Genomic DNA, 25928 nt, shown 5'->3' with positions numbered 1-25928 from the left:
AAATGGTTAACGAAATCAAAAAAGCCCTTAGTGAGAACGAGCGATTGTTATATCAGGCCCAGCAGATCGCAGGCTTGGGATCGTTTGTGATGGATATTCCTACAGGACGTTTTAAAGCTTCTCCTGTTCTTGATGATATTTTCGGAATTCAACCAGATACGCCTCATACTTACGAGTTATGGACGTCGATTATTCACCCTGATGATCGGCAGATCATAATTGAGTATTTCCGGCAGGAGGTTCTGGGGCTGAGGCGGCGATTTAACAAAGAATACAGAATTTGCCGGATAGTAGATGGAGCTGAACGCTGGGTTCAGGGACACGGTGATCTCGAATTGGATGAGAATAACCTTCCGGTTATCATGACTGGCACCATACAGGATATCACCGAGCGTAAGCGCTGGGAGAAGGCCCTGCAACAAAGTGAGACTCGGTATCGGGAACTTGTTGACTTGGCTGTTGATGGGATATTGGTCGGCTCAAAGGATGGTATCATTCTTGATGCCAACCGGTTCATGTGCAAGCTTACCGGATTAAGACATGATGAATTGGTCGGAAAACACATAAGTGCTGTGCTTTTCACACCTGAGAGTCTGGCGAATACTCCATTACGTTTTGATTTATTGGAAAAAGGCGAAATCGTTGTCAGCGAGCGCCAAGTATTTCACGTGGACGGCTCGGTGGCGTTTATTGAGATGCGAACCAAAATGATGCCCGATGGAACCTATCAATCCATCTATCGCGACATAACCGAACGCAAGAGTACGGAAACCTCGCTTTTAAATTTTGCGAAGTTACTCGCTCAACGCGTTGAGGAACGTACCAATGAGCTGCAAAAAGCTAATACTACCCTGAAACATAGTGTACAGCAAATTCAAGCCAACCAGGCGTTGCTTAATGAAGTGGGTAGAATTGCAAATGTCGGCGGATGGGAGCTCGATATTCAAACCGGAAAACAGGTTTGGACTGAAGAAGTTTATCATATCCACGAGGTTGACCTGGACTTCGAGCCGTCAAAAGATAATGGCATCGAATTTTATTCCCCGGAAGTGAGGCCTATCATTGAAAATGCCGTAAGGCAGTGTGCTGAAAAGGGCGAGTCATTCGACTTTGAATACCCATTCTTTACGGCTAAGGGTAATCCCCGATGGGTACACGCCATCGGCAAGCCAGACCTTGAGCATGGTCGGATCTATGGTACTTTTCAGGATGTGACAGATCGTAGGCTGGCTGATGACGCGCTACGAGAAAAGAATGTGGCATTGGATCAAAGCGTGGCTCAACTTCGTAAACTGGCCATGGAATTAACACAGGCTGAAGAGCTGGAGCGCAAAAGGCTGGCGGTCATGCTTCATGACAATGTTCAGCAATATATGGCTGCTGTGATGATGAAAATCAGCCTGCTTGATAGCAAAATGCCGGCGGATGAGCATGCCCGGTGCGCTCAGGGGGCTCTAGCGCTTTTGGGCGAGGCACTTGAGTCCTCACGATCCCTCACCGTCAGTTTGTGTCCTCCGGTTCTGCTTGAAGCCGGGCTCATGCCGGGCTTACGCTGGCTTGCTGAATGGATGAGAGACAAGCATGGGTTGATTGTCGATGTCTCTGGAGATGATACCCGATCACTTCCAGGCCCCCTTTGTAGCCTGCTTTTTCAGGCCGTGAGGGAATTGTTATTTAATATCGTCAAACATTCCGGAGTCAACAAGGCAACCGTACGAGTGGATCATCCGAATGCAAAAACACTCCGGATCGTTGTTTCTGACATTGGCAAGGGGTTTCCTGCTGGAGAATCCCGTATTGGTATTACTTCAAGTGGGTTCGGATTGTTCCACTTACGAGAACGCCTCGCATACATCGGCGGCACATTTGAGGTGGCGAGCGAGCCCGGAAAAGGAACATGCGTCACGTTGACGGTGCCGGCCATTGATTCCGTCCCCAACGTGAAGCGAACGCCATAAGGGAGCTATGCTGTCCTACCGGGATAAATTCGCTGGAATGGTTGAGCAGGATATGTCGAAGGCTGGCTGCCGGATTTTGTGTATCAAACTCACCCGCAGCCTGAAAGCCTGTGCGACCAATCCAGCACTCTTCTCCGGGACGGGGCAGTGAGTCGGATCCGCCAATGATTTTAAACCCCTGCTTTATAGCTAGTTTCATTAAGCCGGGCTTTGGCCATAGGGTGGGGCGCAGTCCAATGTCCCCGATCAGGAAACTTTCGGGGGCATTTGAAGTTATGAGTGATTTCACTAACTTTCCCCGGCCAAAAAACCATTTCCCAGGCGACCAACTCAGGACCGGCACGCCCCCCTGTTCGGTAATGGCCTGTATGGTTTCCTGAAGTGGGAGCCTTTTCGAAATGGAGGTAATGCGGCCAAGTGCGAGAACTTCCAGATTTTCCGAAGTTACCCATTGCCGTCCGGCGATCAGGTAGCCTTTTATGATCCCGAACTCACGAATGACAAGACTGTCGGCATTCGGCCCAGCCTCCAGTTGAAGAGATCCTTTTGTTAAGGGGGAGCCACGTTCAATCACTTCGTTATAGAAACGGTTCGCTGTGCTTTCTGCCAGCAGTCCGATGGGAATGACAGGCTGATTTGGAGCCAGGGTGCGTCTGGTGAGTGATAGATTAGTAATCAAGGCATTGATCGCAACAGTCCAATCATAGTGCTTATAAATGTGAACATGCCCATCGATCATCAGCGTTGAGAGAGTGGTATCCATGATGCCTAAACCCTCCATGAGGACAAGGGAACACGGGTCGCAACCCTGTTCTTGTAGAGAAGTGAGTCTTTGCATCCAGTATCGAGCGCCAGTGCCAAGGCTTCAGCGAAATGGTATCCAACTTCATTGGGTGCGTGTGCATCAGATCCAAACGTGATGGGGATTTCCCGTTCAGCGGCGAGACTGAGGATCAAAGGCGAGGGATAGGCTTCGGCTGCATCCCGGCGCCAGCCCGAAGTATTGATCTCAAAGGCCATCCCTTTTTTTGAAATATGATCAAGTACCGGCTGAACCAGCTCTTTCATCTCCCGATCCCTGAGACGATGCCCGAATTTCTTTGGAAGGTCAAAATGACTGATCACATCAAACAAGTTGGTGTCGATAAGCTGTTTGATAAGCCGTAAATATTCAATCCAGACTCCTTTCAGGTCCACCGATGCCCAGGTCTTTATGTAGTCAGGATTATCAAATCCCCAGTCTTTGATGTAGTGAACCGAGCCCATTACCAGGTCTAGTGGTTGGCTAGGAAGAAACTCCGTTAAAAAAGGCTCACAGCCCGGAAAGAAATCGGCCTCCAATCCCAGCAAAACCTGTGGGGAATCGCCATCTTGAAGTGGCTTCACGAGGTCATAATACTCGGGGATTTCCTCAAGCGTCATCCGGTATTTGGGATCGTATCCGGATGGTTCGGGGCAATGGTCGGTGAAACATAATTCCGCGAGCCCCTGTTCCTGGGCCTGTTGCCTGAACTCCTGAGGTGTCCCCTCGGCATGCTTACAGAGGCGGGTATGGGTATGATAATCCGGAGGCAGTAAAACAAGGGGCGAAGAGGTTGATGTGTTGTTCATAAAATTCGGTAAATTAATCTAACCGTGGAAGATGCTGATGTCACGGATAAAGAGGGTGGAAGAATTTGATAATCGTATTCCCGTCTTTTAGTGACGCGCGGAAGAGGGGATAAACTACTAAACTCGCGAAAGGCGCGAAAATTTATTTGTGAATGATGACGTATGAACAACCAATACAGTATAGGTTGTTCAAGAGGTAGTCGTTTCTGGTCTTGAGTCAGTTTCAGGCGGAGGAGTTTCTGATGTGATCTCCGGTTCTGGAGTTGTGACTGTTGTCTCAACTGGCAACGATTCAGCCACGGGATCCGGTGTTGCCGTCTCGATGATAGGCGGTGTTACCTCATGGCTTACGGTCTCCGATTCCGAGATCGTGAGAGGCGGTTCGGGAGCAGGTTCCACGGAGATGGCCGGCTCCGGCCTTGCGACCGGCTCCACCGCCGGTATCGGCTTCGGCACTATCGGTATTGGCATCACGATGACGACCGGCTTTGGCGTTGCAACGGGTGTAACCGGTGTCGGCTGCGGTGGCATGGCAGGCGCAGGTTGCGCCTGAGGTTGCTGAGTTGATGCGTTGTTGGTTGTTGAAGTCCCAATCGGCCCGCGCTCATTGGCGCCTGGTCGCCGGACCTCCGCCTCCGGCGCTCCGTACTCCGCGCTCCCCACTTCTTTCGCTAGCATCGCCTTCCCCGCCCCCTGCCACAAGACGATCGTCTGGCATTTTCCCGCCGTCATCGCCGACACCACCGGATAAACGCTGGGACAACCAAGAATTCCCGCAACGCCGTCCTGGAGCAATCTGGTCACCCGCTCGCGAACAGCCGTTGGCTCCGGCGAAACAATGACGATGACCACCAGGTAATCCTCCGCTTCCAGTACCGCCTCAATCCCGGGGATCAGGCCCAGGGTGGTGATGGTGGTGTCGGTTGAGATGATGATGCCAATCTGTCTCTGCTTTTTCGCTTCTGCAATCTGAGATTTTTCATTTGAGATTCCATCCAGCGATTTCACTGGATGGAACTTCCCCAGAGCAACATCCCGTGCCGCCGGATCCGGCTGATAGCCCATCTGCCGGGCCATATCGCGAACCCGCTTCTGCGTATCAATGCCGATCCGGAACTTATCGAGCTTCTCATTGATTACCCGCGAGACGGTAGTTTTAGAGACTCCTGCCGCCCTGGCAACATCCATTATTGAAACTTTATCACTCATGAACAACCTTATAAACATAGGTTGTTCAATGTATCAAGCGTAAACTTAGGCAGTTCATAAATGATATCCTGGGTCTTTTGTTTTTCTTTCCATCCGGACGCCCCTTCGATCCGCGTCCTATGTCGGAGTTTCCCACACCAGATGAACTCGTCGCCCGCTTAAACGCCATCTCTGCCGCCCTTTTGCGGCAGTTGTTCGTCAAAATGAGAAGAGGAAAAGTCCTCGGGCATAGATATATCTAAAATAGTGCTATATAATAGTAGTGATTTAGTGTATTGTACTGAGCAATGGGTGGCTGGGGCGGGTGTTTGTGAAAAAGTCCACCCATGAGAGGCTTTGATTCACACTAAATTTGATGTTGACCGTTTATGGAGTTCATCGTAGAGTTTTACGAGAGTGCGAGCGGACAGTCGCCCGTTCGAGCATTCCTTGATACGCTTAAGAAGAGTGACCCGGCTGACCACGCGGCAGTGTTGCGCGGTATGGTGAAATTGCGTGATCGCCAGTATCACCGCGAGCCGCTGTCCAAGGCGTTGGGCAACGGCCTCTTTGAGTTGCGTCACGTTGGAAGGTTAAACACGCGCGTGCTGTGGTTCTTTATGAAAGGGCGGCGCATTATTGCAGTTCATGGCATCCGTAACAAAGGGCAGACCATTCTGATCCAGGATCTTCAAACGGCACAGAATCGGATGCGTGACTGGCAGGAAAGATGGGGAACATGAAAAAGACCAATTTTGACCTTTACTTGGAAGAGCAACTGAAGGATCCGGACTTTGCCGAGCGGTTTGAACAAGCGGGCGAGGCGTGGGATGTGGCCTTACAGATTGCGGAATTGAGGGAGAAGGCGGGGCTTTCGCAAAAGGCTCTCGCGCAGAAACTCAAAACTACCCAGCAACAGGTCAGCCGCCTCGAGTCGCCCTCATACGAAGGCCACTCGTTAAGCATGTTGCGTCGTGTGGCCAAGGCGCTCCACGCCCACGTTCATGTTGTGTTTGAAGCGGAGCCCCCTCGGACAGGGATGCGCGTGGCCGAAGCCGTGACTGCCTACGGAACCAGTAAACCAGCATGATGAGAAAATGATATCCATGGTCTTTTGATTTTGCCGCTCATTGGACCGGGCCTGACGGAGCAGGATCCTCCACAAATGCCATGGCAGGAATCATGTTAGATTATTTATGTTGGGTGAAGCGCCCCGTCTACGGTGTGATTGACGAATGCGTGGCGATTGTTCACGGGCGAGGATCAGAATTAGAATTGTAGTTTTGAGACCGCCCGTTCTTGATTAATTATCCAGATGGTGTAACGTCCAACAAATGTTTAAAGCCTCGATAGACCTCCTCCCTGGAACCGAAGTTCACACCCGCGGCTTGCGGTGGGAAGTGGTACTGGCTTGTTTACCATCAGGCATTTCTCCTGGAGCAGGCGCTCGGGGCCGATGCCCTCCTTGCAACCCAGCCCGGTCGTCTTCGGGTGGAGCCTTACCAACTTGTTCCGATCCTCCGCTCAATACGCATGAGCCGACCCCGCTTGCTTCTGGCCGATGGCGTTGGTCTCGGTAAAACCATTCAGGCCGGTTTGATCCTGACGGAGTTGATGGCCCGGCGTATTGCTCACCGGATCCTGATTGTCTCACCCGCAGGTCCCCTCATGGAACAGTGGAAGACCGAGATGCTGGAACGGTTTGGTTTGCGGGCAACAGTCATTGACCGTGCCAAACTGAATGATATCCACAGAAGTACCGAATTTGGAGCCAACCCGTTCGATCACATCGCCATTGGGTTAGCCTCCATGGATTTTCTCAAGCAGGAGACCGTTCTTGATCAACTGGAGCGCGCCACTTATGACGTGGTTGTGATTGATGAGGCCCATCACTGCATGGATTTGGGCGCATCAGGAGAACGGGATGATTCCCTGCGCCGACGTATGGCTGAAGTCCTGGCGCGCCGCTGTGATTGCCTGATTCTTACCACGGCCACGCCGCATGACGGGAACGACCGCTCCTTTGCGTCGCTCTGTGAACTTCTTGACTATTCTCTTGTGGATAGCCGGGGCGGCCTGCGCGGGACACGATTCCAGTCGCATGTGGTGCGCCGCCTGAAAGATCACATCAAGGATCCGGTTAGTCCAGGGGGTGGAGTTGGGGGATACCCATGACCCACGTCCGTGGCTTGAGTCCTATGCCGCAGGTGTCGGATCGCCACTCGAACTCAAGTTCCTGCGCTTGTTTGAGAAGCACGGTTTTCAGCCAGCCAAGCAGGTGGAAATCGGTATCCCTGACGGGACTACCCCCATTACGATTGCTGACTTCGCGGTCCCGGAGCGCCAGCTGGCGATCTATATTGATGGTGCCTCCGTTCACTTGGGGCATGTCTCTCGACGGGATGCCTACATTCGTAATAAATTACGAAGCGCAACTCCACCATGAACAGTAGTAGAACTGCGCGCTCTAGATTTGGGACGGGGCGCATCATTGGTGGCACAACTTAAGGGATGAGTTGATGAATCAAAGCCCGCAGTCATCGACCAATCTTTGGAAACTCCTGCACAAATGAAGATGTTGCACTGTTATAATTTAACTGGTATTAGATTATTACATGAGTGCGGCTCCTAAAACAAAACTTCTTCTGGCATTTCGTAGCGGTGACCGGTGTGCGTTTCCGGGGTGTGGCAAATGGCTAACGGTTGATGCTCCAGGAGGAGGTGACCCTGTTGTCGTCGGGCAGGCCGCTCATATTGCAGGTGATAAACCGGATGCCCCTCGGTTTGACGCCGCCATGACTGATGACGAGAGAGATCACAATAACAACCTCATTTATCTTTGTGGCGATCACCACACCCAAATAGATAAGCAGGTGGAACACTTCCCCGTGGCGTTGCTGACTAAAATGAAAACTGATCATGAGTCAAAAGTGCGGGATGGAATGAACGACGCTTTTGCTGAGATTGGTTCCCCTGAACTCCGGATCGCAACCGAGTGGGTGTACAAGTTCAAGCCCGGCACAGACTTGCATGACTTCTCTCTCTTGACGCCAGATGCGAAAATTCTGAAAAACGACCTTAGCTTGGCGAGTCGGCTAACCATCACGATGGGTTTGAGTGTCGCGCGTCTGGTGAGTGATTTTATTCAGGATGAAGCCCAGATTGATGCGGATTACCCTGAACGTTTGAAGGCCGGTTTCTTGACAGAGTATTACAGGCTCCGTCATGATGGTTTCAAAGGCGATGATTTATTTGATATGATGTGTGAGTTTGCGCAACGAGGCATGATAGGGCAGGCGAGACGGTCTGCCGGCTTGGCTGTTTTGGTGTGCCTATTCGAGAAATGTGATGTATTTGAAAAATGATTTTACCTACGAAACATATTTCATTGGATAAATCCCTTCTTGGGGCTGGCGCGACAGTTCTGCCGGAACTGAAAACGCCCATGACCGTCACGGGAATATGGGAACGTGTTAAAGAAACTCCAGAAATTGGTTCGTATGGGAGGTTTCTGTTAACTCTCGATTTTCTCTATGCAATTGGGACCATTGAGTTGGCCGATGGTCTGATTGCCAGAAGGGAGGCGCCATGATTAAGCGAGTCTCTTCAAATCATGCGTCATTCAAAACCGTAGAATTCAAACCGGGCTTCAATGTGTTATTGGCAGAACGCACCCATGAGTCAACAAAACTTGATTCCCGTAACGGGCTGGGGAAATCCACTTTAATTGAAATCATTCATTTCTGTCTGGGGGCCAAGGCGGCTAAAGGCAAGGGGCTGCTTGTGGATGCCCTCAGTGGGTGGGCTTTTACAGTGGAACTGGAAGTGGGGGGGCGGTCCATTACTGCCATCCGTTCCATTGATGCACCCAACGATGTTGTGGTTAACGGGCTTCCCGACGAATGTCCATTCAGGCCCAAAAAGAAAAAAGATAAATATGTTTTCTCCGTTCGGGATTGGAATCTGATTTTAGGGGGCCTTTTCTTCGGGTTGCCCGGTGCTGATGACAGCCTGAAATATCAACCGACTTTCCGCAGTCTTTTCTCATACTTTGTCAGGCGTCAGAAAGACGCTTATTTTACACCATTTGAGCACCACGGGAAACAGGCCGAATGGGCTCGGCAGGTTAATAATGCATTTCTTCTTGGTTTGGCGTGGGAGAACGCTGTGGAAGTGCAGGTTCTGAAAGATCGGAAGAAAGGCCTCGAAGGTTTGATCAAGGCCGCCAAAACGGGCGTACTGAAAGGCTTTGTTGGGTCTCGGGGTGATTTGGAGGCCAGGCGTGTTCGATTAAGTGAAAAAGCGGGGGAAGAGGCTGCAAATCTGGAATCCTTCAAGGTACATCCTCAGTATGAGGACATCCGGATGCAGGCGAATCAACTTACGGAAGAGATCCATGTTGAGGCCAATCATAATTCCAAGGATCAGCGGATATTGTCGCTATACGAGAAGAGCTTAGCCGAGGAAAATGCACCCGTTCCTAATGCAGTAGAAAAACTCTATGCCGATGCGGGTGTTGCTTTGCCGGGCGTGGCACTACGTCGTATTGAGGATGTTCAGGCATTTCATCACACCATAATTGAGAACCGGCGGCTTTTTCTTGAGGCGGAAGTCTCCCGGTTGAAAATGGCCATCGAGGCTCGCGAGCAATTGATTAAGGCGAAATCGAACGAGCGGGCTGTTGTTATGGAGGTTTTGAAGACGCATGGCGCGCTTGAAGAATATACCCTTTTGCAGAAACGGCATTTGGAAACGCAAAACACTTTGAACTCCATTACCGCGACCATTGACAATTTAAAGTCATGTGAAACGGGCATGAGCCAATTCAAGATTGATCAGCAGGTGCTGCAACAGCGATCTCTCCGCGACTATGAAGAACGACGGGAAATTCGGGAGACCGCCATCAGATTATTTAATCGCTACTCCCAGGGGCTCTATAGCGTGCCTGGAAAACTTGTCATTGATGTTGGCCTCAATGGATTCAAGTTTGATGTTGAGATTGAACGGTCAGGTAGCACCGGCATCAATAACATGAAGGTGTTCTGTTATGACATGACCTTGGCTGCAATATGGGCCCGAAAAATTGTTTCGCCCGGAATTCTCATACACGACAGTTTGATTTTTGATGGTGTCGATGAAAGACAACGTGCCCTGGCCTTGGAAATTGCAGCGAAGGACGCGAACTCGGATGGATTTCAATACATTTGTACCCTTAATAGTGATGCCGTCCCATATAGTGAATTTTCTAGCGGTTTCGATATAAAGAAATACGTCCGGTTGACTCTTACGGATGCGGATCAAGCAGGATGCTTGCTTGGTATCAGGTATTGATTCGGTGCAGGGAAGTGCGAAACGATAACCAGACGAGCTATTCGGCGAGGTCGGAGCCATTTGCAGAGATTCACGTTTATCGTTACTTTCTGCATATGAAAAGGTGTGTCGGTGAACATTATCGGGCAGGAACATAACTGGGCATTCATTCGGGTATTATTGTTTGCAAACGGTAACTTAGGCATAACTAGGTGATCCGTCACGGATCGTCGACTGCTCCCGTCGATACATGGAGCTTTCAAAACATAATGTTAGTCAGGCCGAGTTCGCGGCTAATCTTGCTGAAAATCGTGCCGGTCTTATACAATCAGGATATAATCATGACTTTACCTTCTATCATCGCGCTCGATCAGGGAACATCATTGGTGGCTCAACTTAAGGGGTGAGTTGATGAAACAAAATCTTAAACAATCACTCGAACGTTTATATGCCTTGCGAACCTTTGGCATTAAGCCGGGACTCGATGTAACGGTCTCCTTATTGAACCGATTGGGGAATCCCCATCATGCCTTTGCCGCCATCCATGTGGCCGGGACCAATGGTAAGGGATCCGTTTGCGCCATGCTGGAATCGGTTCTGCGGCAAGCAGGGCTGCGGGTCGGCCTGTATACGTCACCACACCTGATTAATTTCAATGAACGGATTCAGGTCAACGGAGAGGCGATCAATGACGAGGAGTTGGCTGCCCTATTTGAGGATATGGAAGCCCACGCGGCTGCGGTGTCGGTCGCGGAGCGTGAAGTAACTTTCTTTGAGTTTACCACGGCCCTGGCCTTTGAATATTTCAGGAGAAAGGGTGTCCAGGTGGCGGTGGTAGAGACAGGGATGGGTGGGCGACTGGATTCAACCAACGTGGTGATGCCTCTGGTTTCAGTCATTACTCGCATCGGGCTTGATCATACAGCCTACTTGGGAACCACCCTGGCCGCGATTGCCGGTGAAAAAGCAGGGATTATCAAAGACGGCCGGCCGGTCATTTGTGGAGCAACGCCGGATGAAGCCAAAACCGTCATCCGGGCTACGGCTGGCGCCAAGAAATCCCGACTCGTCGAAGTTGAGGACGCCGTAGCGGTTCGGCGGGTGTCGCAGAATCTTATGGGCCAAAAGGTGGCAATTACGAGTGGGGATATCGATTACGGAACCGTTCCAATAAAATTATTGGGTAAACATCAGCTTGAAAATGTCGCTACTGTCGTTGCGACTCTGGAGGTCCTCGCTGACTGCAGTCCTCTCAAAATCCCTATTGAGGTGATTCGGGCAGGGCTTGCTGCGGCCAAATGGCTGGGGCGTCTACAGGTTCTCGTTCAGGATCCCCCCACGATATTGGATGGCGCCCACAATCCGGATGGTGCCCGTGCTCTGGCCGTGACCTTGAAGGATTTGTTGAAGAAAAAGAAGGTGGGGCTGATCTGGGGAATGTGTGATGACAAGGATGCGCTCGGTTTTGCCAAGGCCATGGGTGCTACAGTAAAGCGTTGCTGGATTGTTCCCATTAACTCGGAACGGAATGCGGATCCACGGAAATTGTTGCAGATCGCAAAAACAGAGGGTTGGGAGACGATGACAAGTCCGCTTCCGGAGGCAATGGAATTGGCAAAGAAATGGGCACAGGAAAATGAAGGCGCGGTGTGCATCGCGGGTTCATTATTTTTGGCAGGGGAAGTATTGTCATATGAAAAATACTAAACATATTGAGATTCTGGTTCGGGGCGTTTGTGTGAAACAGGGGCAGTTGCTTGTTTGTCAGGGAAAGGGTGCCGCAAACACCTATCTTCCGGGTGGACATGTGGAATGGAATGAGCAAGCGGCTGAGGGGTTGAAACGCGAAATTGAGGAAGAACTTGGCGTAAAAGCAGTGGTAAAGGAATTTCTCGGATCCGTAGAGCATACTTTCATCCAAAAAGGGGAGCGTCATTGTGAAATTAATTTGATGTTTGCGATGACGATTTCGGCGCTATCCCCTGGAAAAACACCCGAAGCCTGTGAGGGCTGGATTAGTTTTAAATGGATTCCGCTATCTGGGCTTGGCCGGAACCAGCTTGAACCCTGGCCGTTGCGAAAGCTGATCGCCGGCTGGATGAAGTCAACGGGAAGAGTTCCGCGCTGGGGCAGTACATTACGGCGCGGTCACTGAGATCCGGTAGAACCTGCTGGGGTGCGTCAGCGTGTTATCGGTATAGCTCATTATTCCCGTCGTTCCTGTGAGACCAGTTGCCCCTGGCAAGTTGATCCAACTACCAATGGGGCCCATGGTATCCTTATACGAAATGGTATAGTGCCGGTTGGTAAGGCCGGGCCACTGTAATGTGAATCCACCTTCAAGGCCTGGTGTATTGTTTGAGGCCCCAATTTGGAATACGCTTCCTCCGAGCAAGGCATCGGTTCCGGAAATTTCTTCCTGCCAGTTCAGTACTCCGTCATGATCCCAGTCACTATTTGGCGAAAGCACTATAAATGAGGCATAGGTTGCCTGTCCAATCCACCCGGCCTGATCTTTGGCCCACACATACATCGTATTAGTTCGATCCGTTAGGAGGCTTGAAATCAGGCCTTGCGTATTGGTTGTCCAGGTGCCTTTCGTGGTGCCTCCTGCATTGGTAGGGGCAAAGTAGTATCCCGAAATGCCAGAGCCGGCCCCGTCAGTAAAGTTTGACCAGACGCCCGTTACAGAATTTGAGCCCACTATATAGCTACCATAAGGGCTCAGTTTGAGGGTGATCCCGGCAAGAGCTGCCGAGGGAGGTGTGGCATCAATCCAGCAAGGTCCGTAAAATGCAGGTACGCCAAGGTTTCCCATTTTGTCTCTGGCACGAACCCAGCCCCAGTAATTGGTGCCGTCGGACAGAGGGGGCGGGGATCCCGTTAGGCCTGTAGTCGTATTGGTTGTTATCAGGACTGATAAATTAGTAGTTGTCCCAAATAAGTAATTGGTCACCCCACTCCCGCGCGTTTCCTGAACCGAATCCCAGCGAAGACTCATGACTGAGTTTTTAGACCAGGCATTTGTTTGATGAACGAGTGAGAAAAGATGTGGCGGGGTGGGCGGAGCTTCATTATCCACCCTAAAAGGCTGACTGGTCACCCAACTGCTCAAAAAGAGGCCATCCCAGGTGCGGACTCGAAGGAACGTGTTACTCGAATAGACAATTGCACACCCCGTGGCTTGAGAATCCCAAATGGAGACAAGGTTGTTTGTAACCACTCCTGCCTCGCTTCGGGTAAGGAGGTTGGAAAGCGGCCAGGCTTCATCTCCGATGAGTGTGGCTGAACCAATAGTAGACTGGACTGATGTGAGCCATGTGTTACGCCACACCCCGGGGATAGTACTCCATTCGATAGATGCAAGGCAGGCGTCCCCATCGGCATCGTGCAATTGGTTGGTCAGTGTAATTTGACCTGTCCCGTTGGTCGAAGTTTGCCCGGCGTAACACCAGATCAAGGTGGCGGGGGACCGTACCTTTAAATGAACGGGGATGAACGTGTTCAGATTAGTGATCGTGTTGCCGGCGATCCAAAGGACAGAGGTGCGGTCACCGGTCGGAATCTCTGCGCTGTTCAATATGGCGAAGGGCAGGCAGGCACTGCTTTTTGAGGGAACTATCACGTTGGTACTGACCGGCGTCAGCCAGGCTTGAGGCTGGATTATGGGTGAGACCATAATATCGTCGATAAACCAGCCGGTTTCCTCGGTATTATCATCCGATCCGAAATGAAAGCGGAGAATAGCTACACAGCCTTCAAACGAGGAAAGATCGAATGCAGGCTGAGTCCAGGAAGAACCATTGCCTGCAAAACAAGGGGTTCTGTCAGGCCAGGGCGAGGCCGCATATCCTGAAATTAAATTCGGGTAACCGCCAATTGGCGAAATCTGTTTGAACGAGGCCCCGTTATTTGTGGAAATCTCAACAATGCCGCCATCCCAGCAATTATTATATTTCCAGCCCGGCCGCCAATACTGACCGTCGAGTTCACATTTAATCCAATGCCGGAACGTCAGTTGTGCCCCAGGGGTTACATAAAATGGGGCAGAGTCCAGTTTAGCATGCATACTCGGCGCATAAAGAGAAGCACCGGGATCCCCGCAATACCACGCTTGTGCCCCTGAAAATGCCAGATTTGTCGAGATATTCCATAAATCGTTGGAACCAGAGTGAGTCCAGGCGCCTGCACCGTTTTCGATATCATTGCTAAAGCCGCCCCACAAAATGGAGACATTGCCATGCCAGGAGCCCACTCCTGAATTCGTCACAGACAACATCAGATTGGAAGTGGTTTCGGGGAGAATCATCGGGTTATAGCATGAAGGTGATGATTGGATTTCAGGATAACTTGGAATCACGCTATAGGGGCCGTTCGTAGTGGCGGTTAGTGGATCGGTAGCAATGATTGAATATACAAAGCTATCCCCGTTTGTACCCGGCGGGGGAATGGAGGCGGTGAATACCTGTCCGATACCAGCCGTCATGGGGGTTGCTGTTACCGGACCACCATTGCGGCTCCAGCACATGATGGTTGAGACTACTTTGAAATTATCGGTAATGATGGCTGAAACGGTGTAAGGCGCAGGAAGCGGTTGCCGGTAGTTCAGCGGGGTATGATTGATGACTGCGGGGGTGGGGACATATCGCGAGTCATTTGGATTTGTCTGATCTTTGAACTCGCTAAGATTATTAAAGCCATCGCCATCGGGATCTGCATTGGGATCGCAGGCGTTGTGCCCCAGATAGAAAATCTCCCACCAATCATTCATTCCATTCCCATCGCTATCCAAGGCTTCAGGAACAAACAGCGCTATGGCTTGGTGCGGAGTGTTCATGAGAATCCCCGTTATGGGGTTAACGGCAGGGCTGGTCAAGTCCGGCTGCCGCGCCCCATCTAAAGTCCACCCTGTAAATTCATGAAGTATGCGGCTGACGTAGATTGAGGCGGGGGCAGGCAGAGACGTTGCGATGGTTCCTGAGGCCCACCACGTTGTGGTATTTAAACGGGAATAGAGCGAGGTATGCGTCAAAGCACATTGGGACTGCCATTGCCAGGTCAACGAAGAATTGGTGGTTAGCGTAAAGGAGACAACGTTACTGGTTCCGGAGGCCGGGACGCTACCTGTCCCAAGCCAACCGCTGCAGGCCCAGCGCATGCCATTAGTCTGGGGGGTCGCGGCAGGGACACTCGCTTGAACAATTTTACCGGAAGGGCAGGCTTGCGCCCCGTAGTCAGGACTGGGACTGGAGATGAAGGCGGGCGTTCCGGCAACTAAAAGACTTACGGGGGGAACAACGGTAAAGTCAAAGGTGTTGGTCGGGGCATCAGTGGGTAGGTGTACAATGAGTCCGTTTGTGGTGGCCGCTTGAATCCAATATCGGATTTGGGTACTTTCCGGATGTTCTGGGATAAATGCTCTGAAACAAGTATTACTCACCTTATAGCAGGATGCCACGCTGAAATTGGTGGATCCATTTGCAGCCCAATAGACGAAAATCTGATTGGTATCTGTCAAAATAGAGGGGCCCACTTCACATTCGATGGGATAGCTGGCGCCACTGTTAAAGGTATTCCCGTGAGCACTGTGTACGATTCGAAACAAGGCATCAACTGACTTACGTGCGTTAAGTCGGCCTCCGGTTATCGTTTTCCCGATCAGGGAGGGAATTACATCTACCCCTTTAAGAATGGCATCCCTGATGTCTTCGGCTCGGGCCGTAGGCCAAAGGCTCCACAACAGGGCGGCAACGCCTGCGACATGAGGCGTGGCCATGGAGGTTCCGCTCATATAACCATAACGCCCCCCGTAAAGTGAGCTGTAGATATCAACGCCGGGCGCGGCGAGGTGGACAGAGTTGGAGCCGTAATGCGAGAAGGTGGCGAGCGCGTCGTAGCCATCCGTTGCCGCAATGGCGAGGACGTTCGAATCACTGTAGGAAGAGGGGTAAAAAGGGTATATATCATTATTTTGGCTATCATTACCTGCCGCTGCCATGAACAAAATTCCGAGCCCCGCATTCTCATCCAGAGCATCTTTAAACGTTGAACTGTAGCCGCCGCCACCCCAGCTGTTGTTGGTGATCTTGATATTGACTCCGCGTCGCCGTAAATCGGCGACATAGTGAAGGGCATCGGCAGCGTCGGAAATTACACCATTGCCGCTGTTATCCAGAAACTTCAAAGGCATGAGCTGGCAGTTCCAGTTGACGCCCACAACACCAATTCCATTGTTGCCCACTGCACCCATGGTTCCCGCCGTGTGGGTCCCATGGCCTTGCCCGTCCATGGGGGTATTGGTGGCATCCACAAAATTCCAACCACGAATGTCGTCGATATAGCCGTTGCCATCGTCATCCAAACCATTAAGAGTTTCTGCTGTGTTGTGCCAGATATTGGAGGCAAGGTCCGGATGATTGTAGTCCATGCCGGTATCGATGCCAGCAATGACAACCTGCTTATCACCGGTCGTAAGATCCCAGATTTGAGGGGCAGAGATATCCGCGGCCGGGGTTGGGTTATTATTGAGCCCCCAGAGCAATCCGAATTTGGGATCATTAGGAATGGTCTGTTGAGAACGGACCACGTAATCCGGTTCGACATATCGGATGAGGCCCTTCTGCTGCCCCAGGATCGTTAACAGGCGGGGCAGGGCGGCAATAGACTCGTCTGGGATGCTGATCAGGTAACAACCGGGCATTTTCATTACCTTACGAATAGTCAGGCCTTGTTCTTTTACAAGAGCCTCCAAATTCATGGGTGCTGCCTCAGGATTTAATCGTATCATGACATGGTCGGCGATCATGATGTTGCGGGACTGAATGGTTTCAGATTTTCCTGCCGGTGCTTTCATCACAAACTCCTCAACACGCCAGAGCGGGTATTTGAAGTTAGCACGAACAATCCTGACCCTTTTAATGCTGTCAGGATGACTGGTTTCCGGTGTTTCCGAAACCTGGAGTACAGGCATCCCCATTGTTGGGTCGTCAGGGATGGTCGAAACTGGCGAGGATACGGGGACGGGAGATGCGCCGGTTGTTGAGTTGGTGTTTTGCTGGTTGTTTAGCTGGGTTCGGTTGTTCAGCAGGGACTGAGTTGTGGTTAAAGAAGACTGTGGAAGCAGGGAAGAGGTGGACGAAAGATCAGTGACGGGGATTAGGATTGGCGATAGGGTGGTTCGAAAAATCCACCAACTCAAAGCCACAAGCAAACAGCCAATCAGTATGACCACCTTTAGCTCTATTTTTGCCCGGTTGTCCATATTTGTTAATGTTACTAAATCAGGCCGTTTGTTGCACGTTACATATTTTCTATTTTTAAAAAATAGTTAATCGTGGCAGCTATACGGTGCGGCACAACTATTGTATAATGAACCCGTGGAGAGAGAGTGGGGCCAGGCCAAGGCCGGCTTCCGGCCAAGATTAGGTTGCAGTTATTGTGCCCACTCTTAAGAACATTTCTCCACAAGAGGATAGGGCGACATCGGGTGGAATGAAAAGTCCATAGGTGTCGCCCGCTTATTTATGGCATGATTTGAGTTAGGATTGATATTGACTTACGCGGTTTTTAACGGCATCGTGTGCGCCCTTGCATTCTTATGCATTGGATGAATGAAGCAACGTATTTATTAGAGAGGATGTAACTATGGCTGGAAAAGGTGGAGATACCCGTGCTGGGCGTCCTGTAAAAGGGGCGTCTGACAAGAAACGACGTGAGAAAGTTCAACGCAAGCGTCTGGTAGGTCTTGGTGTGGATGCTGATAAGGTCAAGAAAATGGACGCTTCCGCAGTTCGGATCATGCTCAAGGCTCCGAAAAAAATCAAAAAGTAACGACGTTGCATATCGATTTAGCCGGCATTGCCTTGAAAACAGGCGTTGCCGGTTTTTTTTCGTTCATTTTCACCAATTCTGTGGCTAAATATTTGAATGGTGATTTATGAAGGTATTATGCGTACTCAATCATAATGCGGCGGGAGGCGATGCCAAGCGGTTATGGCCTGATGTGGCCGAGTTACTGCAAAGGCAAAGTATCGACTTTGATCTTCTCTCCGTGCAAGGTGATCTTACAATAAAAGATCAGGTCTCGGCATACCTTGATGCCGCCCCCCCCAACGCCTACAGCGTTGTGGCAGGAATTGGAGGGGATGGCACTCATTCAGGGGTGATGAATGGGATCATGCAATTCGGGGCAAGTTCCCCCTCCGCCAAGATTCCGGCGTATGCGTTCATCCCCATGGGAACGGGCAATGATATTGCTAAATCATTGGGGATCCGGCTGCGGAGTGAGTATTCGGCAAAGGACCTCCGGCGCGCCGTTTCAACCATCTTGCATGGGGCAGATTATCGGCTTGATCTGGGCCGGATCAACGGGACCTATTTTGTGGATGCCCTTACTATTGGTCTCGATTCCCGGATTTTACAGAAACGTAATGTCAGCAAACGTAAAATCGAGAAAATTCCTTTCCTGAAATTTTTGGCGCGCGGGAAATTTCTGTATTCTCTCTCTGTTGGTTCACGTTTTTTTATGCATGAACCCGTTGAGGCGGAAGTTATTGTAGATGGACGCAGTTGGTACAAAGGCCAGATGATCAATGTGGTCATTAATAATACCCGGATCTACGCTGGCGATTTTGACTTCAGCATGGATGCCTATCCGGATGACGGGATGCTGGATGTGGTTTTGTTTACTGATCACACCGATTATTTAACCCGATATCTTCTTGCAATCCGTCACAACCCGGACAAAATCCGGGACTATTCGGATGAACTTCACCGGCGTTCCATGCATATTCAAGGGCGTAATATTGAAGTCCGGATGACTCGTCATGAACCTGCCCAGATTGATGGTGAGGAGTTCAGGGAAGATTCGTTGTTCAAAATAACAATCATACCCCGGGCTATTTTAATCAAAACCCCTGTCGAACCACTATAAGCAAGCATGCTATGAAAAAGAGCTATTTAACTACGAAACACGCGAAAGACGCAAAATAGATCATGATTAATACTTTTCGCGGATTCCGCGTGTTTGGCAGTGATGTGAACTGCCTGATTTTGGTGATTTTGTTCGTGTTGATTTGTCCGGATTTCACGGTTTATGCGACGACGCCCTTCAATCAGGTCGTGATGCCAACGGATCGCAAAACATTGGATCCCGCAGTTCCGGGAAACTTCCAACCTACGGCTGCTGGCACAGTGGAGTCGGCACTATATGGATCTGTTCGGACGGTTCAAATCGGGAAGCATCTCTATCCCTCTTTTCACGAAGGGATCGACATTGCCCCCCTGCAACGTAATGGCCGGGGGGTTCCGCTAGATGAAGTCCATGCTGTGGCGGCAGGAACCGTGGGGTATATCAATCAGAAATCCGGAAACTCCAATTATGGGAACTATGTCGTTCTGCTTCATCAGGACCCCATCGGGGCGGTCTACACCTTGTATGCCCATCTCGCCGCTATTTCGCCTGATTTGCGCGTGGGGCAGGCCGTGGAACCGGGACGGCTATTGGGAATGATGGGGAATACATCTTCCGGCGCCATTCCCCTGAGTCGAGCCCATCTCCATTTCGAGGTTGGCTTGATCGTGAATGAACACTTTGGGATCTGGTTTCGCGCACAGAAATTGAAGCCGGATCATGGTCTCTTCAACGGCGGCAATTTGATTGCACTCAATCCTCTCACGTTTTTCAATCACCTGGACACTATTTCTGTTGCAGGTTTTAAAGGTCTGATTTCGGAGGTTCCTCGGGCTTTTACGCTCATGATTCAGGTTAACCACCCGTTGGATTATTTCCGGCGTTATCCGGGATTATGGGCAGGAACCCCTTTTCAGAGCGGTGGGGTTGTTATGACGTGTTCTGAAAATGGCGCCATTTTATCGGGTCGTAATGCGACCCCTGATGAGATCCGGGTGGCCTCTTCGCCCAAAGTCACGATCCTCGGCGTGGATGCCAAGGCGCTGGGACGCAACGGATGTCGTCTTATTGTTGAAGATCGCGGGCGCTGGCGGTTAGGGGAAAAAGGGACACGCTGGTTGGACATCCTGGAGTATCAGTAGCACTGTTTATCTGTGGGAAACGCGCCAGACTCCACTTCGGTTTTATACTCTTTGAATGCCTTAACCATTCGGTCCCCAAGGTCAGCGTAGCATTTGATGAACTTGGGTGCGGTACTGCCTGATAATCCCAATAGGTCATGGCTCACTAATATTTGCCCATCACAATCCGGGCCAGCACCGATGCCTATCGTGGGAACGCCCACCGTCCTGGTAATGATTGCTCCAAGTTGCGCGGGAACACATTCAATGACGATGCCGAACACTCCCGCTTCTTCCAAAGCCCGGGCATCCAGCACCAGACGTTCTGCATCTGAAGTTTGCCGCCCCTGCACCTTGTAGCCGCTCTGTCGGATACTTTGAGGGGTCAGGCCGATATGGCCGAGAACAGGGATGCCATTAGCCACAAGCGCGGAAATGGTCGATGTCCGGAAAGCCCCACCCTCAATCTTTACGGCATCGGCGCCAGCTTCCTTGAGAAATCGGCCCGCATTTTCCAGGGCTTGTTCCGTAGAGACCTGATAGGACATGAAGGGCATATCAGCTACAACCAAGGCGGACGTGACTCCGCGCGCCACAGCGGAAGTATGATGCAGCATTTGCTCCATGGTGACGGAAAGGGTCGTGGTATGCCCGAGCATGGTGTTGGCCAGTGAATCACCCACCAGCACCAGTTGAATGCCGGACGCATCTACAAATTTTGCGGTTGTATAATCATAGGCGGTCAGACAGGTGATTTTTTCACCCCCTTTAAGATGCTTAATCCGGTCGGCTGTCCATTTGGTTTGCATGACCATAAAATTACCTGATTCTCATCAGAAATTCAAACTTAACGCCGTTGAGAGAATGGAGTCGCGCGACTTTTTGTCTTCCCCGGGATTGCTATCGTAGCGCTCCTGATAGCAGATGTTAAGACTGAGATCGCGGGTGATATAGGATGCAAGACCAATTTCGGTATTGACAAAAAACACGCTGGGATCAGCCAGCTTCGGGATATATTCGACGGTGATCCAACCCAAAACATGGTCATTAAAAAGCTTTTCCGCCGTTACCGCAGCACGGCCTGCCGTATAGCCGTCTTCATTCTTGTCCTTTTTTTCCTCAACATACCCGGCCCCGATTTCGAAATTCAGAAGGGTTGTCTTGGTGCGGAGCAGGTGAAATCCTGGCGAGAGAATACCGGTAAAACGATAATCCAGTTCGGCGATGGGATCGGTCATCCAGTCGAGATTGGCGAGGGCATAAACAATCGGCGTAAGTTGTCGCTCATAGCGCAATGTCGCTCCGGCATTTTCTGTGTCCTTGCTTCCATCACTTTCCCCGTAGGCTCCGTGAGCTCGGAAGCGAATGGTATTGGCATCCTTTTCCTTTACAGTATCAACTCCAAGTGAATAACGCAGAGTATCACTGTTTCCGCGTGTCATATTCATGCCGAAGTCCAGATTTCGCCTCCAGTCGGTTGCGCTGCGAGGGGTCGCTTCGGGAGCGGGGAACCTGAGCGTGCGACCGGAAACACTATAATTACCACCAAAGCTTCCCGCCAGGGCACTCAGGACATTGGAGGAGCCCGGTTTAACGGTTCCTTTGGGTTTAATCACCGGTATCTGATTAGTGATCACCGGTATTGGATTGGTTACCACGGGAGTGACCTCGACGGGGGTGGGGACGACCTCGGGCGTAAGGTTGGTTGCGGTAGTATCCGGCGCCAACGGGATTTGGGCCAATGCTGCCCCATGGAGTGAGACTGCGATCAGGGCAGCCAAAAAAAGTTTTTGACGATTACTATTCACCGTGAGATCGACCTTTTGAGATAACGTAACTGAGCTTCTTTGGACCATTGTTGCATGACTTCCTGTTTGCGACGCGAATCTTTCCATATAGGGATCAATGCTTCCAGCGATTTTTCAGTCAGGGGCGGACGACAGAGTTCCTCCGCGAGTCCGGGATCCCGGTTCATGCAATCTTTCCAAGCTATTTTGAGGTCGGCATGGGCATCTATCAGCCACACGCCCATGAGATCGTTCAGGATATTCCAACGCCGTGTCGCAAGTTCATTGTCATAGGCGAGCCCTGAGGGGAAATCATAGGGATTAGGCTTGGGTGCGGCGGCCTCGGCGTAAAGCGCCTTGAGCACCGGCATTCGGTAAAGGTTGTGTTTTTGGCCGTTTGTTCCAGCCGACTGGTACAAGAGACGTTGTCCCTCCTCAGAAAGTGTAAATTCGATAAAAAGTTTAGCCAGCTCAGGCTGTTTGGCTCCCCGCAGCATGGCAATAGGATCCGGGCCGATAATGGTCTCCTTTTCAGGCAGTACCAGCGCCAGGGCGTCATTGCCCACTGACTTGATAACGGTCTGGGCATACTGGTCAATCACCATGCCCGCTGCAATGTCGCCAGCGGCAACCTCCCTCGGCACTGTGCCGCCTGCTTCCCCGAATCCCCGTACGTTGGCACAGATTCGCGTAATGATCGGCCACCCCTTTTCAAAACCGTAGGATTGAAGAATGATCTCATAACACATATGAACCGAGCCGCTGGAGCGGGGGTCGCCTGAGCCTACCCACGAATAATATTCCGGGCGTGCAAGATCATGCCAGGACACTGGAACAGGCAGCCCGAGCCGTTGAACCAGCGGACGGTTATATAGAATTCCAAAGGCGCTCAGGGTGACGCCAAACCAGCGTTGGCCGGGATCTAAGACGGGTGACCCGGCGCAGGTTGCAGGGATGTCGCTCAGGAGCTTAGCGGGTAACTCCGTTTGATTGAGCCAGTTTTTCTGAATCGCAGTCAGGAAGGGGGCAATCCCTCCACCAAACATAAGGTCCACACCGGGATTCCCGGGTGAGGACGCATATCGTGATTCGAGTTCCTTCATGACCTTGGAGGCACCACCGACATCAAGCCATTGAATCGCCACATTACGGTGATATCGGGTGTTCATCCATTCCGCAAAGCCCCGTGAATACTCCAGCCTGACCTCCCGGCGATGTGGCGAAATGATGGTGAGCGATTCATTAGCATTTCCCTTGGGTAGCTGGGCACCATGCCGTCCCGGCATGAGCAGGAATGGAATGGCGGCAATCAGAAAAAATAGAATGATGGCAAACCTGCGCATGATAGATTCACCACGTCTTACTCAAGTTCGGCGACCTGTCCATATTTTGGAACTGAGGAGGAAAACCCTTTTTCCTTTTTGACCGTTTCCGCAAATCGATGTGCCGTTTCAGGTTCACCGTGGGTGATAAACACATTACGCGGGGGTGTGTTGCCAAACCGGGACAGCCATTGCAAAAGCTCACCTCGATCCGCATGCGCTGAAAATCCCGAAATTTGCTCAAGTTTGGCCTTAACAGTGCATGATTGTCCCAAGAGTCGGACTGGTGAGACCCCGTTGAGAAGAAGTCGGCCTAGCGTGCCATTCGCTTGATAGCCCACAAATAGGACTGTGCTTTCGGGACGGCTGAGATTGTTCGCGAGATGATGCTTGATGCGCCCCCCTGTACACATGCCTGCACCAGCCATCACAACGACTGTTCCCTTGATGGCATTGATGGCCTTGGATGCGTCAACCGTTTGCACCATTTCCAAGCCCGGGAAATGGAAGGGTGATTGGCGATCCCGGATCAGCTGATTCATATCGGAATCAAGAATATCCATGGAATGCTCAAAAACCTTCGTCACGGTGACGGCCATGGGGCTGTCCAGGAACACAATGATATTGGGAATACATTTAGCTTTGAGTAATGCGTTAAAGTAATAAAGCACTTCCTGAGCCCGCTCGATGGCAAAAGTGGGAATGATCAAATTCCCGCCTCTTTGGGCGGTATCCTTGAGGATTTGGCACAACCGTTCGCTAATCAACTCCGTTTTTTCATGGAGTCTGTCACCGTAGGTAGATTCCATGACGACATAATCGGCAGTGGGGCAGAAATCAGGATCCTCCAGAATAGGTCGGTTCCACCGTCCGATATCACCTGAAAATATAATGGAGCGGCCATTCGCCTGGATTTTAATTGAGGCTGAGCCCAGGATGTGACCGGCATCTGTATAGATGGCCTCTACGCCATCGGCAAGGGTGACGGTCTGCCTGTAGCCGACAGGCGAAAAATGTGAGCAACACTGCTCCACGTCGTTGACGGTGAATAAAGGTTCCAAAGGACGTGGATTCGGGCGCTGCTCCTTCTCATGCCGTTTCTTTTTGAACGCCACATCTTCTGCTTGGATTTTAGCGGAATCCATCAGGACGATTTTGGCGATTTCAGCCGTTTGGGAGGTTGCATGGATGGGCCCCTGGAATCCATCACGAACAAGCCGGGGCAGATAACCGCAGTGGTCAATGTGGGCATGCGTTAGAAGAACCGCATCGATACTTGATGGAGCGACGGGGAAAGGCCCCCAATTGCGATCTGCAAGTGCACGTTCCTGATATAAGCCGCAATCGATCAACAGACGGCTTCCATTAATCTCCAGCAGATAGCGTGATCCGGTAACATTTTCAGCCGCCCCAAGAAAAGTGACTTTAGCGAACATATATATTTCCTCCTTTAATTCCTCAACCTGACTTCGCGGGAAGCAGGGTTAATAATTCGGCTACATCTTGATAGGGTTTTGCGCCGCGATCTATCAGTGTTTGTACCCATTTTTCGGCTTGACGGGTCGGGGTGTAATCCCGATTTCCAATGCCTGATGCAATAAAGACCGGTTTCCCTGCGGTTAACGCACTCTCCAGCAATTCCAGATTAGGCAAATTCCCTGTACCAAATGGAATCGGGGTTAACACCAAGGCATCGGCTTTAAAGGCCAGATCCTGCGCCACTTGAAGTGCTTCACGACTGATCGGGGAAAAGGGTTTTTCCAAGGCCAGTTTGGCACCCAATACAGCACCAATCTCGGCATCCATGTCACCCTGACTGACCACCCCGCAACTCAGCGTGTAGCCGCAGAGGGCCAGTCTGCGCAAGGTGGCTTCCCCGCAACCGCCTCCTGCCACCGCGTGGATCTGGATTCCTTTGCCTGCTGCGGCCGCAGGCAGACGCGGGGCCGCCAGAATGCTAAGACCTCCTGTCTGGGGATCCTGACTGACGCGAACATCACAATTATAAACCCGACGCAGCGTCTCTTCCGTTAGTACCATGCTGGGAATGCCATCAGCCACAATGTTCCCATGCTGCAACACGATCAGACGGCGGCTGAATTCAGCGGCCATTTGGAGATCATGGCTGATCATCAACACCGTGACCCCTGATTCACGGTTCAGTCGTTCAACCAATTGCATGATTTCCAGCCGATGATTGATGTCGAGATGAGAGGTGGCTTCATCCATGAGAATGATACGGGGTTCCTGCGCCAGAACCATCGCAACAATGGCGCGTTGTCGTTCTCCGCCGCTCAACTCATTCAGGTGGCGGTGGCGGATATCTGCCACATCGGTATAAACCATGGCCCGCTCGACAGCTTGACGATCCTGTGAAGTCGGTTTTGCAAACCGGCCCATTGAAACCGTACGCCCCATCATGACAATTTCCTCGACTGTATAGGGAACAGGAATGTCGAGTTCCTGTGGAACCACGGCAATGGCTTTGGCTCGCTCTCGGGGGGGCATCTGGCGTAGATCCGCATTAAATAACTTTACCGTTCCCGTGGCAGGTGTCAAAAGACCGGATACAATATTAAATAAGGTTGATTTACCTGCTCCATTGGGGCCCAGAATTCCAACCATTTCACCTGAATTGATCGTCAACGAAATATCCTGTAGTACCGGATGCTCCCGGTACTTAGCCGTTACATGATCAAGTTGAATAGCAGTCGTCATGG

General features: G+C 51.2%; 22 protein-coding genes. 12 read left to right on the top strand and 10 right to left on the bottom strand.

Going from position 1 to position 25928, the window contains the following annotated elements; genetic code table 11:
* Positions 1 to 2: 2 nt before the first annotated feature.
* Positions 3 to 1958, top strand: a complete 1956-nt coding sequence (locus WCI03_05560) for a PAS domain S-box protein (GenBank protein MEI8139319.1) — start codon at positions 3 to 5, stop codon at positions 1956 to 1958.
* Here WCI03_05560 and WCI03_05555 read toward each other — a convergent pair.
* From WCI03_05555 to WCI03_05545, 3 genes are all read right to left on the bottom strand, one after another.
* A complete protein-coding gene (locus WCI03_05555; GenBank protein MEI8139318.1) occupies positions 1903 to 2721 on the bottom strand; it encodes a hypothetical protein in 819 nt (272 codons plus the stop codon). The two genes, WCI03_05560 and WCI03_05555, sit on opposite strands and share 56 nt — an antisense overlap.
* A 5-nt stretch (positions 2722 to 2726) precedes the next feature.
* Positions 2727 to 3569, bottom strand: a complete 843-nt coding sequence (locus WCI03_05550; protein ID MEI8139317.1) for a histidinol-phosphatase HisJ family protein — start codon at positions 3567 to 3569, stop codon at positions 2727 to 2729.
* Positions 3570 to 3758: 189 nt separating this feature from the next.
* The gene (locus WCI03_05545; GenBank protein MEI8139316.1) at positions 3759 to 4778 is read right to left on the bottom strand and encodes a LacI family DNA-binding transcriptional regulator; all 1020 of its coding nucleotides are present in this window, start codon (positions 4776 to 4778) and stop codon (positions 3759 to 3761) included.
* A gap of 368 nt (positions 4779 to 5146) precedes the next feature.
* On the opposite strand from WCI03_05545, the gene WCI03_05540 reads away from it, so the two are divergent.
* The 3 genes from WCI03_05540 (at position 5147) to WCI03_05530 (ending at position 6932) form a co-directional block, all read left to right on the top strand.
* Positions 5147 to 5500 carry a type II toxin-antitoxin system RelE/ParE family toxin gene (locus WCI03_05540; protein MEI8139315.1) on the top strand — a complete coding sequence of 118 codons (354 nt, stop codon included), beginning with the start codon at positions 5147 to 5149 and terminating at the stop codon, positions 5498 to 5500.
* Positions 5497 to 5847 (top strand): helix-turn-helix transcriptional regulator, encoded by a 351-nt coding sequence (locus tag WCI03_05535; GenBank protein MEI8139314.1) that lies wholly within the window; start codon positions 5497 to 5499, stop codon positions 5845 to 5847. Before WCI03_05540 ends, WCI03_05535 begins: the two co-directional genes overlap by 4 nt.
* A gap of 443 nt (positions 5848 to 6290) precedes the next feature.
* Positions 6291 to 6932 carry a DEAD/DEAH box helicase gene (locus WCI03_05530; protein ID MEI8139313.1) on the top strand — a complete coding sequence of 214 codons (642 nt, stop codon included), beginning with the start codon at positions 6291 to 6293 and terminating at the stop codon, positions 6930 to 6932.
* Here WCI03_05530 and WCI03_05525 read toward each other — a convergent pair.
* Positions 6898 to 7146: a hypothetical protein gene (locus WCI03_05525; GenBank protein ID MEI8139312.1), complete on the bottom strand. Its 249-nt coding sequence runs from the start codon at positions 7144 to 7146 to the stop codon at positions 6898 to 6900. The genes WCI03_05530 and WCI03_05525 overlap by 35 nt on opposite strands.
* A gap of 226 nt (positions 7147 to 7372) precedes the next feature.
* Here WCI03_05525 and WCI03_05520 point away from each other — a divergent pair, with 226 nt between their 5' ends.
* From WCI03_05520 to WCI03_05500, 5 genes are all read left to right on the top strand, one after another.
* Positions 7373 to 8122 carry an HNH endonuclease gene (locus WCI03_05520; protein MEI8139311.1) on the top strand — a complete coding sequence of 250 codons (750 nt, stop codon included), beginning with the start codon at positions 7373 to 7375 and terminating at the stop codon, positions 8120 to 8122.
* A complete protein-coding gene (locus WCI03_05515; GenBank protein MEI8139310.1) occupies positions 8119 to 8349 on the top strand; it encodes an ABC-three component system middle component 6 in 231 nt (76 codons plus the stop codon). The genes WCI03_05520 and WCI03_05515 overlap by 4 nt, the downstream gene beginning before the upstream one ends.
* A complete protein-coding gene (locus tag WCI03_05510) occupies positions 8346 to 10088 on the top strand; it encodes an ABC-three component system protein (GenBank protein ID MEI8139309.1) in 1743 nt (580 codons plus the stop codon). The genes WCI03_05515 and WCI03_05510 overlap by 4 nt, the downstream gene beginning before the upstream one ends.
* A gap of 390 nt (positions 10089 to 10478) precedes the next feature.
* Positions 10479 to 11774 (top strand): folylpolyglutamate synthase/dihydrofolate synthase family protein, encoded by a 1296-nt coding sequence (locus WCI03_05505; protein ID MEI8139308.1) that lies wholly within the window; start codon positions 10479 to 10481, stop codon positions 11772 to 11774.
* On the top strand, positions 11761 to 12222 hold the full coding sequence (locus WCI03_05500) for an NUDIX domain-containing protein (protein MEI8139307.1): 462 nt from the start codon (positions 11761 to 11763) through the stop codon (positions 12220 to 12222). The genes WCI03_05505 and WCI03_05500 overlap by 14 nt, the downstream gene beginning before the upstream one ends.
* Here WCI03_05500 and WCI03_05495 read toward each other — a convergent pair.
* Entirely contained in the window at positions 12205 to 17328 is a 5124-nt protein-coding gene (locus WCI03_05495; GenBank protein ID MEI8139306.1) for a S8 family serine peptidase, read from the bottom strand. The two genes, WCI03_05500 and WCI03_05495, sit on opposite strands and share 18 nt — an antisense overlap.
* 383 nt (positions 17329 to 17711) lie before the next feature.
* Between WCI03_05495 and WCI03_05490 the strand changes: the two genes are divergently transcribed.
* The 3 genes from WCI03_05490 (at position 17712) to WCI03_05480 (ending at position 20120) form a co-directional block, all read left to right on the top strand.
* On the top strand, positions 17712 to 17897 hold the full coding sequence (locus WCI03_05490; GenBank protein ID MEI8139305.1) for a hypothetical protein: 186 nt from the start codon (positions 17712 to 17714) through the stop codon (positions 17895 to 17897).
* 106 nt (positions 17898 to 18003) lie between these two features.
* Positions 18004 to 18999, top strand: coding sequence for a diacylglycerol kinase family protein (locus WCI03_05485; GenBank protein ID MEI8139304.1), 996 nt, complete (start codon positions 18004 to 18006; stop codon positions 18997 to 18999).
* Between the two features lie 62 nt (positions 19000 to 19061).
* Entirely contained in the window at positions 19062 to 20120 is a 1059-nt protein-coding gene (locus tag WCI03_05480; GenBank protein MEI8139303.1) for a M23 family metallopeptidase, read from the top strand.
* Here the strand turns inward: WCI03_05480 and panB are convergent.
* Genes panB through WCI03_05455 form a run of 5 tightly spaced genes read right to left on the bottom strand, consistent with a single transcriptional unit; the run spans position 20114 to position 25926 of the window.
* Positions 20114 to 20908, bottom strand: coding sequence for a 3-methyl-2-oxobutanoate hydroxymethyltransferase (panB, locus tag WCI03_05475; GenBank protein MEI8139302.1), 795 nt, complete (start codon positions 20906 to 20908; stop codon positions 20114 to 20116). The genes WCI03_05480 and panB overlap by 7 nt on opposite strands.
* 24 nt (positions 20909 to 20932) lie before the next feature.
* The gene (locus WCI03_05470) at positions 20933 to 21907 is read right to left on the bottom strand and encodes a DUF481 domain-containing protein (protein MEI8139301.1); all 975 of its coding nucleotides are present in this window, start codon (positions 21905 to 21907) and stop codon (positions 20933 to 20935) included.
* Positions 21904 to 23229 carry an extracellular solute-binding protein gene (locus WCI03_05465; protein MEI8139300.1) on the bottom strand — a complete coding sequence of 442 codons (1326 nt, stop codon included), beginning with the start codon at positions 23227 to 23229 and terminating at the stop codon, positions 21904 to 21906. The genes WCI03_05470 and WCI03_05465 overlap by 4 nt, the downstream gene beginning before the upstream one ends.
* A 17-nt stretch (positions 23230 to 23246) precedes the next feature.
* Complete coding sequence (locus tag WCI03_05460) at positions 23247 to 24644, bottom strand: MBL fold metallo-hydrolase (protein ID MEI8139299.1); 1398 nt, start codon at positions 24642 to 24644, stop codon at positions 23247 to 23249.
* A gap of 22 nt (positions 24645 to 24666) precedes the next feature.
* Positions 24667 to 25926 carry an ATP-binding cassette domain-containing protein gene (locus WCI03_05455; GenBank protein ID MEI8139298.1) on the bottom strand — a complete coding sequence of 420 codons (1260 nt, stop codon included), beginning with the start codon at positions 25924 to 25926 and terminating at the stop codon, positions 24667 to 24669.
* Positions 25927 to 25928 lie beyond the last annotated feature (2 nt).

This window comes from bacterium (genome assembly GCA_037143175.1).
Classification (GTDB): domain Bacteria; phylum Verrucomicrobiota; class Kiritimatiellia; order CAIKKV01; family CAITUY01; genus JAABPW01.
The sequence above is the reverse complement of the archived record's forward strand: the minus strand, read 5'-3'. Positions and strand labels throughout refer to the sequence as shown.

Bases quoted from the DNA above. Each gene is read 5' to 3' on its own strand.
- WCI03_05465 (MEI8139300.1), bottom strand. From the start codon at position 23,229: ATGCGCAGGTTTGCCATCATTCTATTTTTTCTGATTGCCGCCATTCCA.
- WCI03_05455 (MEI8139298.1), bottom strand. From the start codon at position 25,926: ATGACGACTGCTATTCAACTTGATCATGTAACGGCTAAGTACCGGGAG.
- panB (MEI8139302.1), bottom strand. From the start codon at position 20,908: ATGCAAACCAAATGGACAGCCGACCGGATTAAGCATCTTAAAGGGGGT.
- WCI03_05525 (MEI8139312.1), bottom strand. From the start codon at position 7,146: ATGCCCCAAGTGAACGGAGGCACCATCAATATAGATCGCCAGCTGGCG.
- WCI03_05545 (MEI8139316.1), bottom strand. From the start codon at position 4,778: ATGAGTGATAAAGTTTCAATAATGGATGTTGCCAGGGCGGCAGGAGTC.
- WCI03_05560 (MEI8139319.1), top strand. From the start codon at position 3: ATGGTTAACGAAATCAAAAAAGCCCTTAGTGAGAACGAGCGATTGTTA.
- WCI03_05555 (MEI8139318.1), bottom strand. From the start codon at position 2,721: ATGGATACCACTCTCTCAACGCTGATGATCGATGGGCATGTTCACATT.
- WCI03_05530 (MEI8139313.1), top strand. From the start codon at position 6,291: ATGAGCCGACCCCGCTTGCTTCTGGCCGATGGCGTTGGTCTCGGTAAA.
- WCI03_05480 (MEI8139303.1), top strand. From the start codon at position 19,062: ATGATTAATACTTTTCGCGGATTCCGCGTGTTTGGCAGTGATGTGAAC.
- WCI03_05490 (MEI8139305.1), top strand. From the start codon at position 17,712: ATGGCTGGAAAAGGTGGAGATACCCGTGCTGGGCGTCCTGTAAAAGGG.
- WCI03_05535 (MEI8139314.1), top strand. From the start codon at position 5,497: ATGAAAAAGACCAATTTTGACCTTTACTTGGAAGAGCAACTGAAGGAT.
- WCI03_05505 (MEI8139308.1), top strand. From the start codon at position 10,479: ATGAAACAAAATCTTAAACAATCACTCGAACGTTTATATGCCTTGCGA.
- WCI03_05500 (MEI8139307.1), top strand. From the start codon at position 11,761: ATGAAAAATACTAAACATATTGAGATTCTGGTTCGGGGCGTTTGTGTG.
- WCI03_05460 (MEI8139299.1), bottom strand. From the start codon at position 24,644: ATGTTCGCTAAAGTCACTTTTCTTGGGGCGGCTGAAAATGTTACCGGA.
- WCI03_05510 (MEI8139309.1), top strand. From the start codon at position 8,346: ATGATTAAGCGAGTCTCTTCAAATCATGCGTCATTCAAAACCGTAGAA.
- WCI03_05485 (MEI8139304.1), top strand. From the start codon at position 18,004: ATGAAGGTATTATGCGTACTCAATCATAATGCGGCGGGAGGCGATGCC.
- WCI03_05495 (MEI8139306.1), bottom strand. From the start codon at position 17,328: ATGGACAACCGGGCAAAAATAGAGCTAAAGGTGGTCATACTGATTGGC.
- WCI03_05540 (MEI8139315.1), top strand. From the start codon at position 5,147: ATGGAGTTCATCGTAGAGTTTTACGAGAGTGCGAGCGGACAGTCGCCC.
- WCI03_05520 (MEI8139311.1), top strand. From the start codon at position 7,373: ATGAGTGCGGCTCCTAAAACAAAACTTCTTCTGGCATTTCGTAGCGGT.
- WCI03_05515 (MEI8139310.1), top strand. From the start codon at position 8,119: ATGATTTTACCTACGAAACATATTTCATTGGATAAATCCCTTCTTGGG.
- WCI03_05550 (MEI8139317.1), bottom strand. From the start codon at position 3,569: ATGAACAACACATCAACCTCTTCGCCCCTTGTTTTACTGCCTCCGGAT.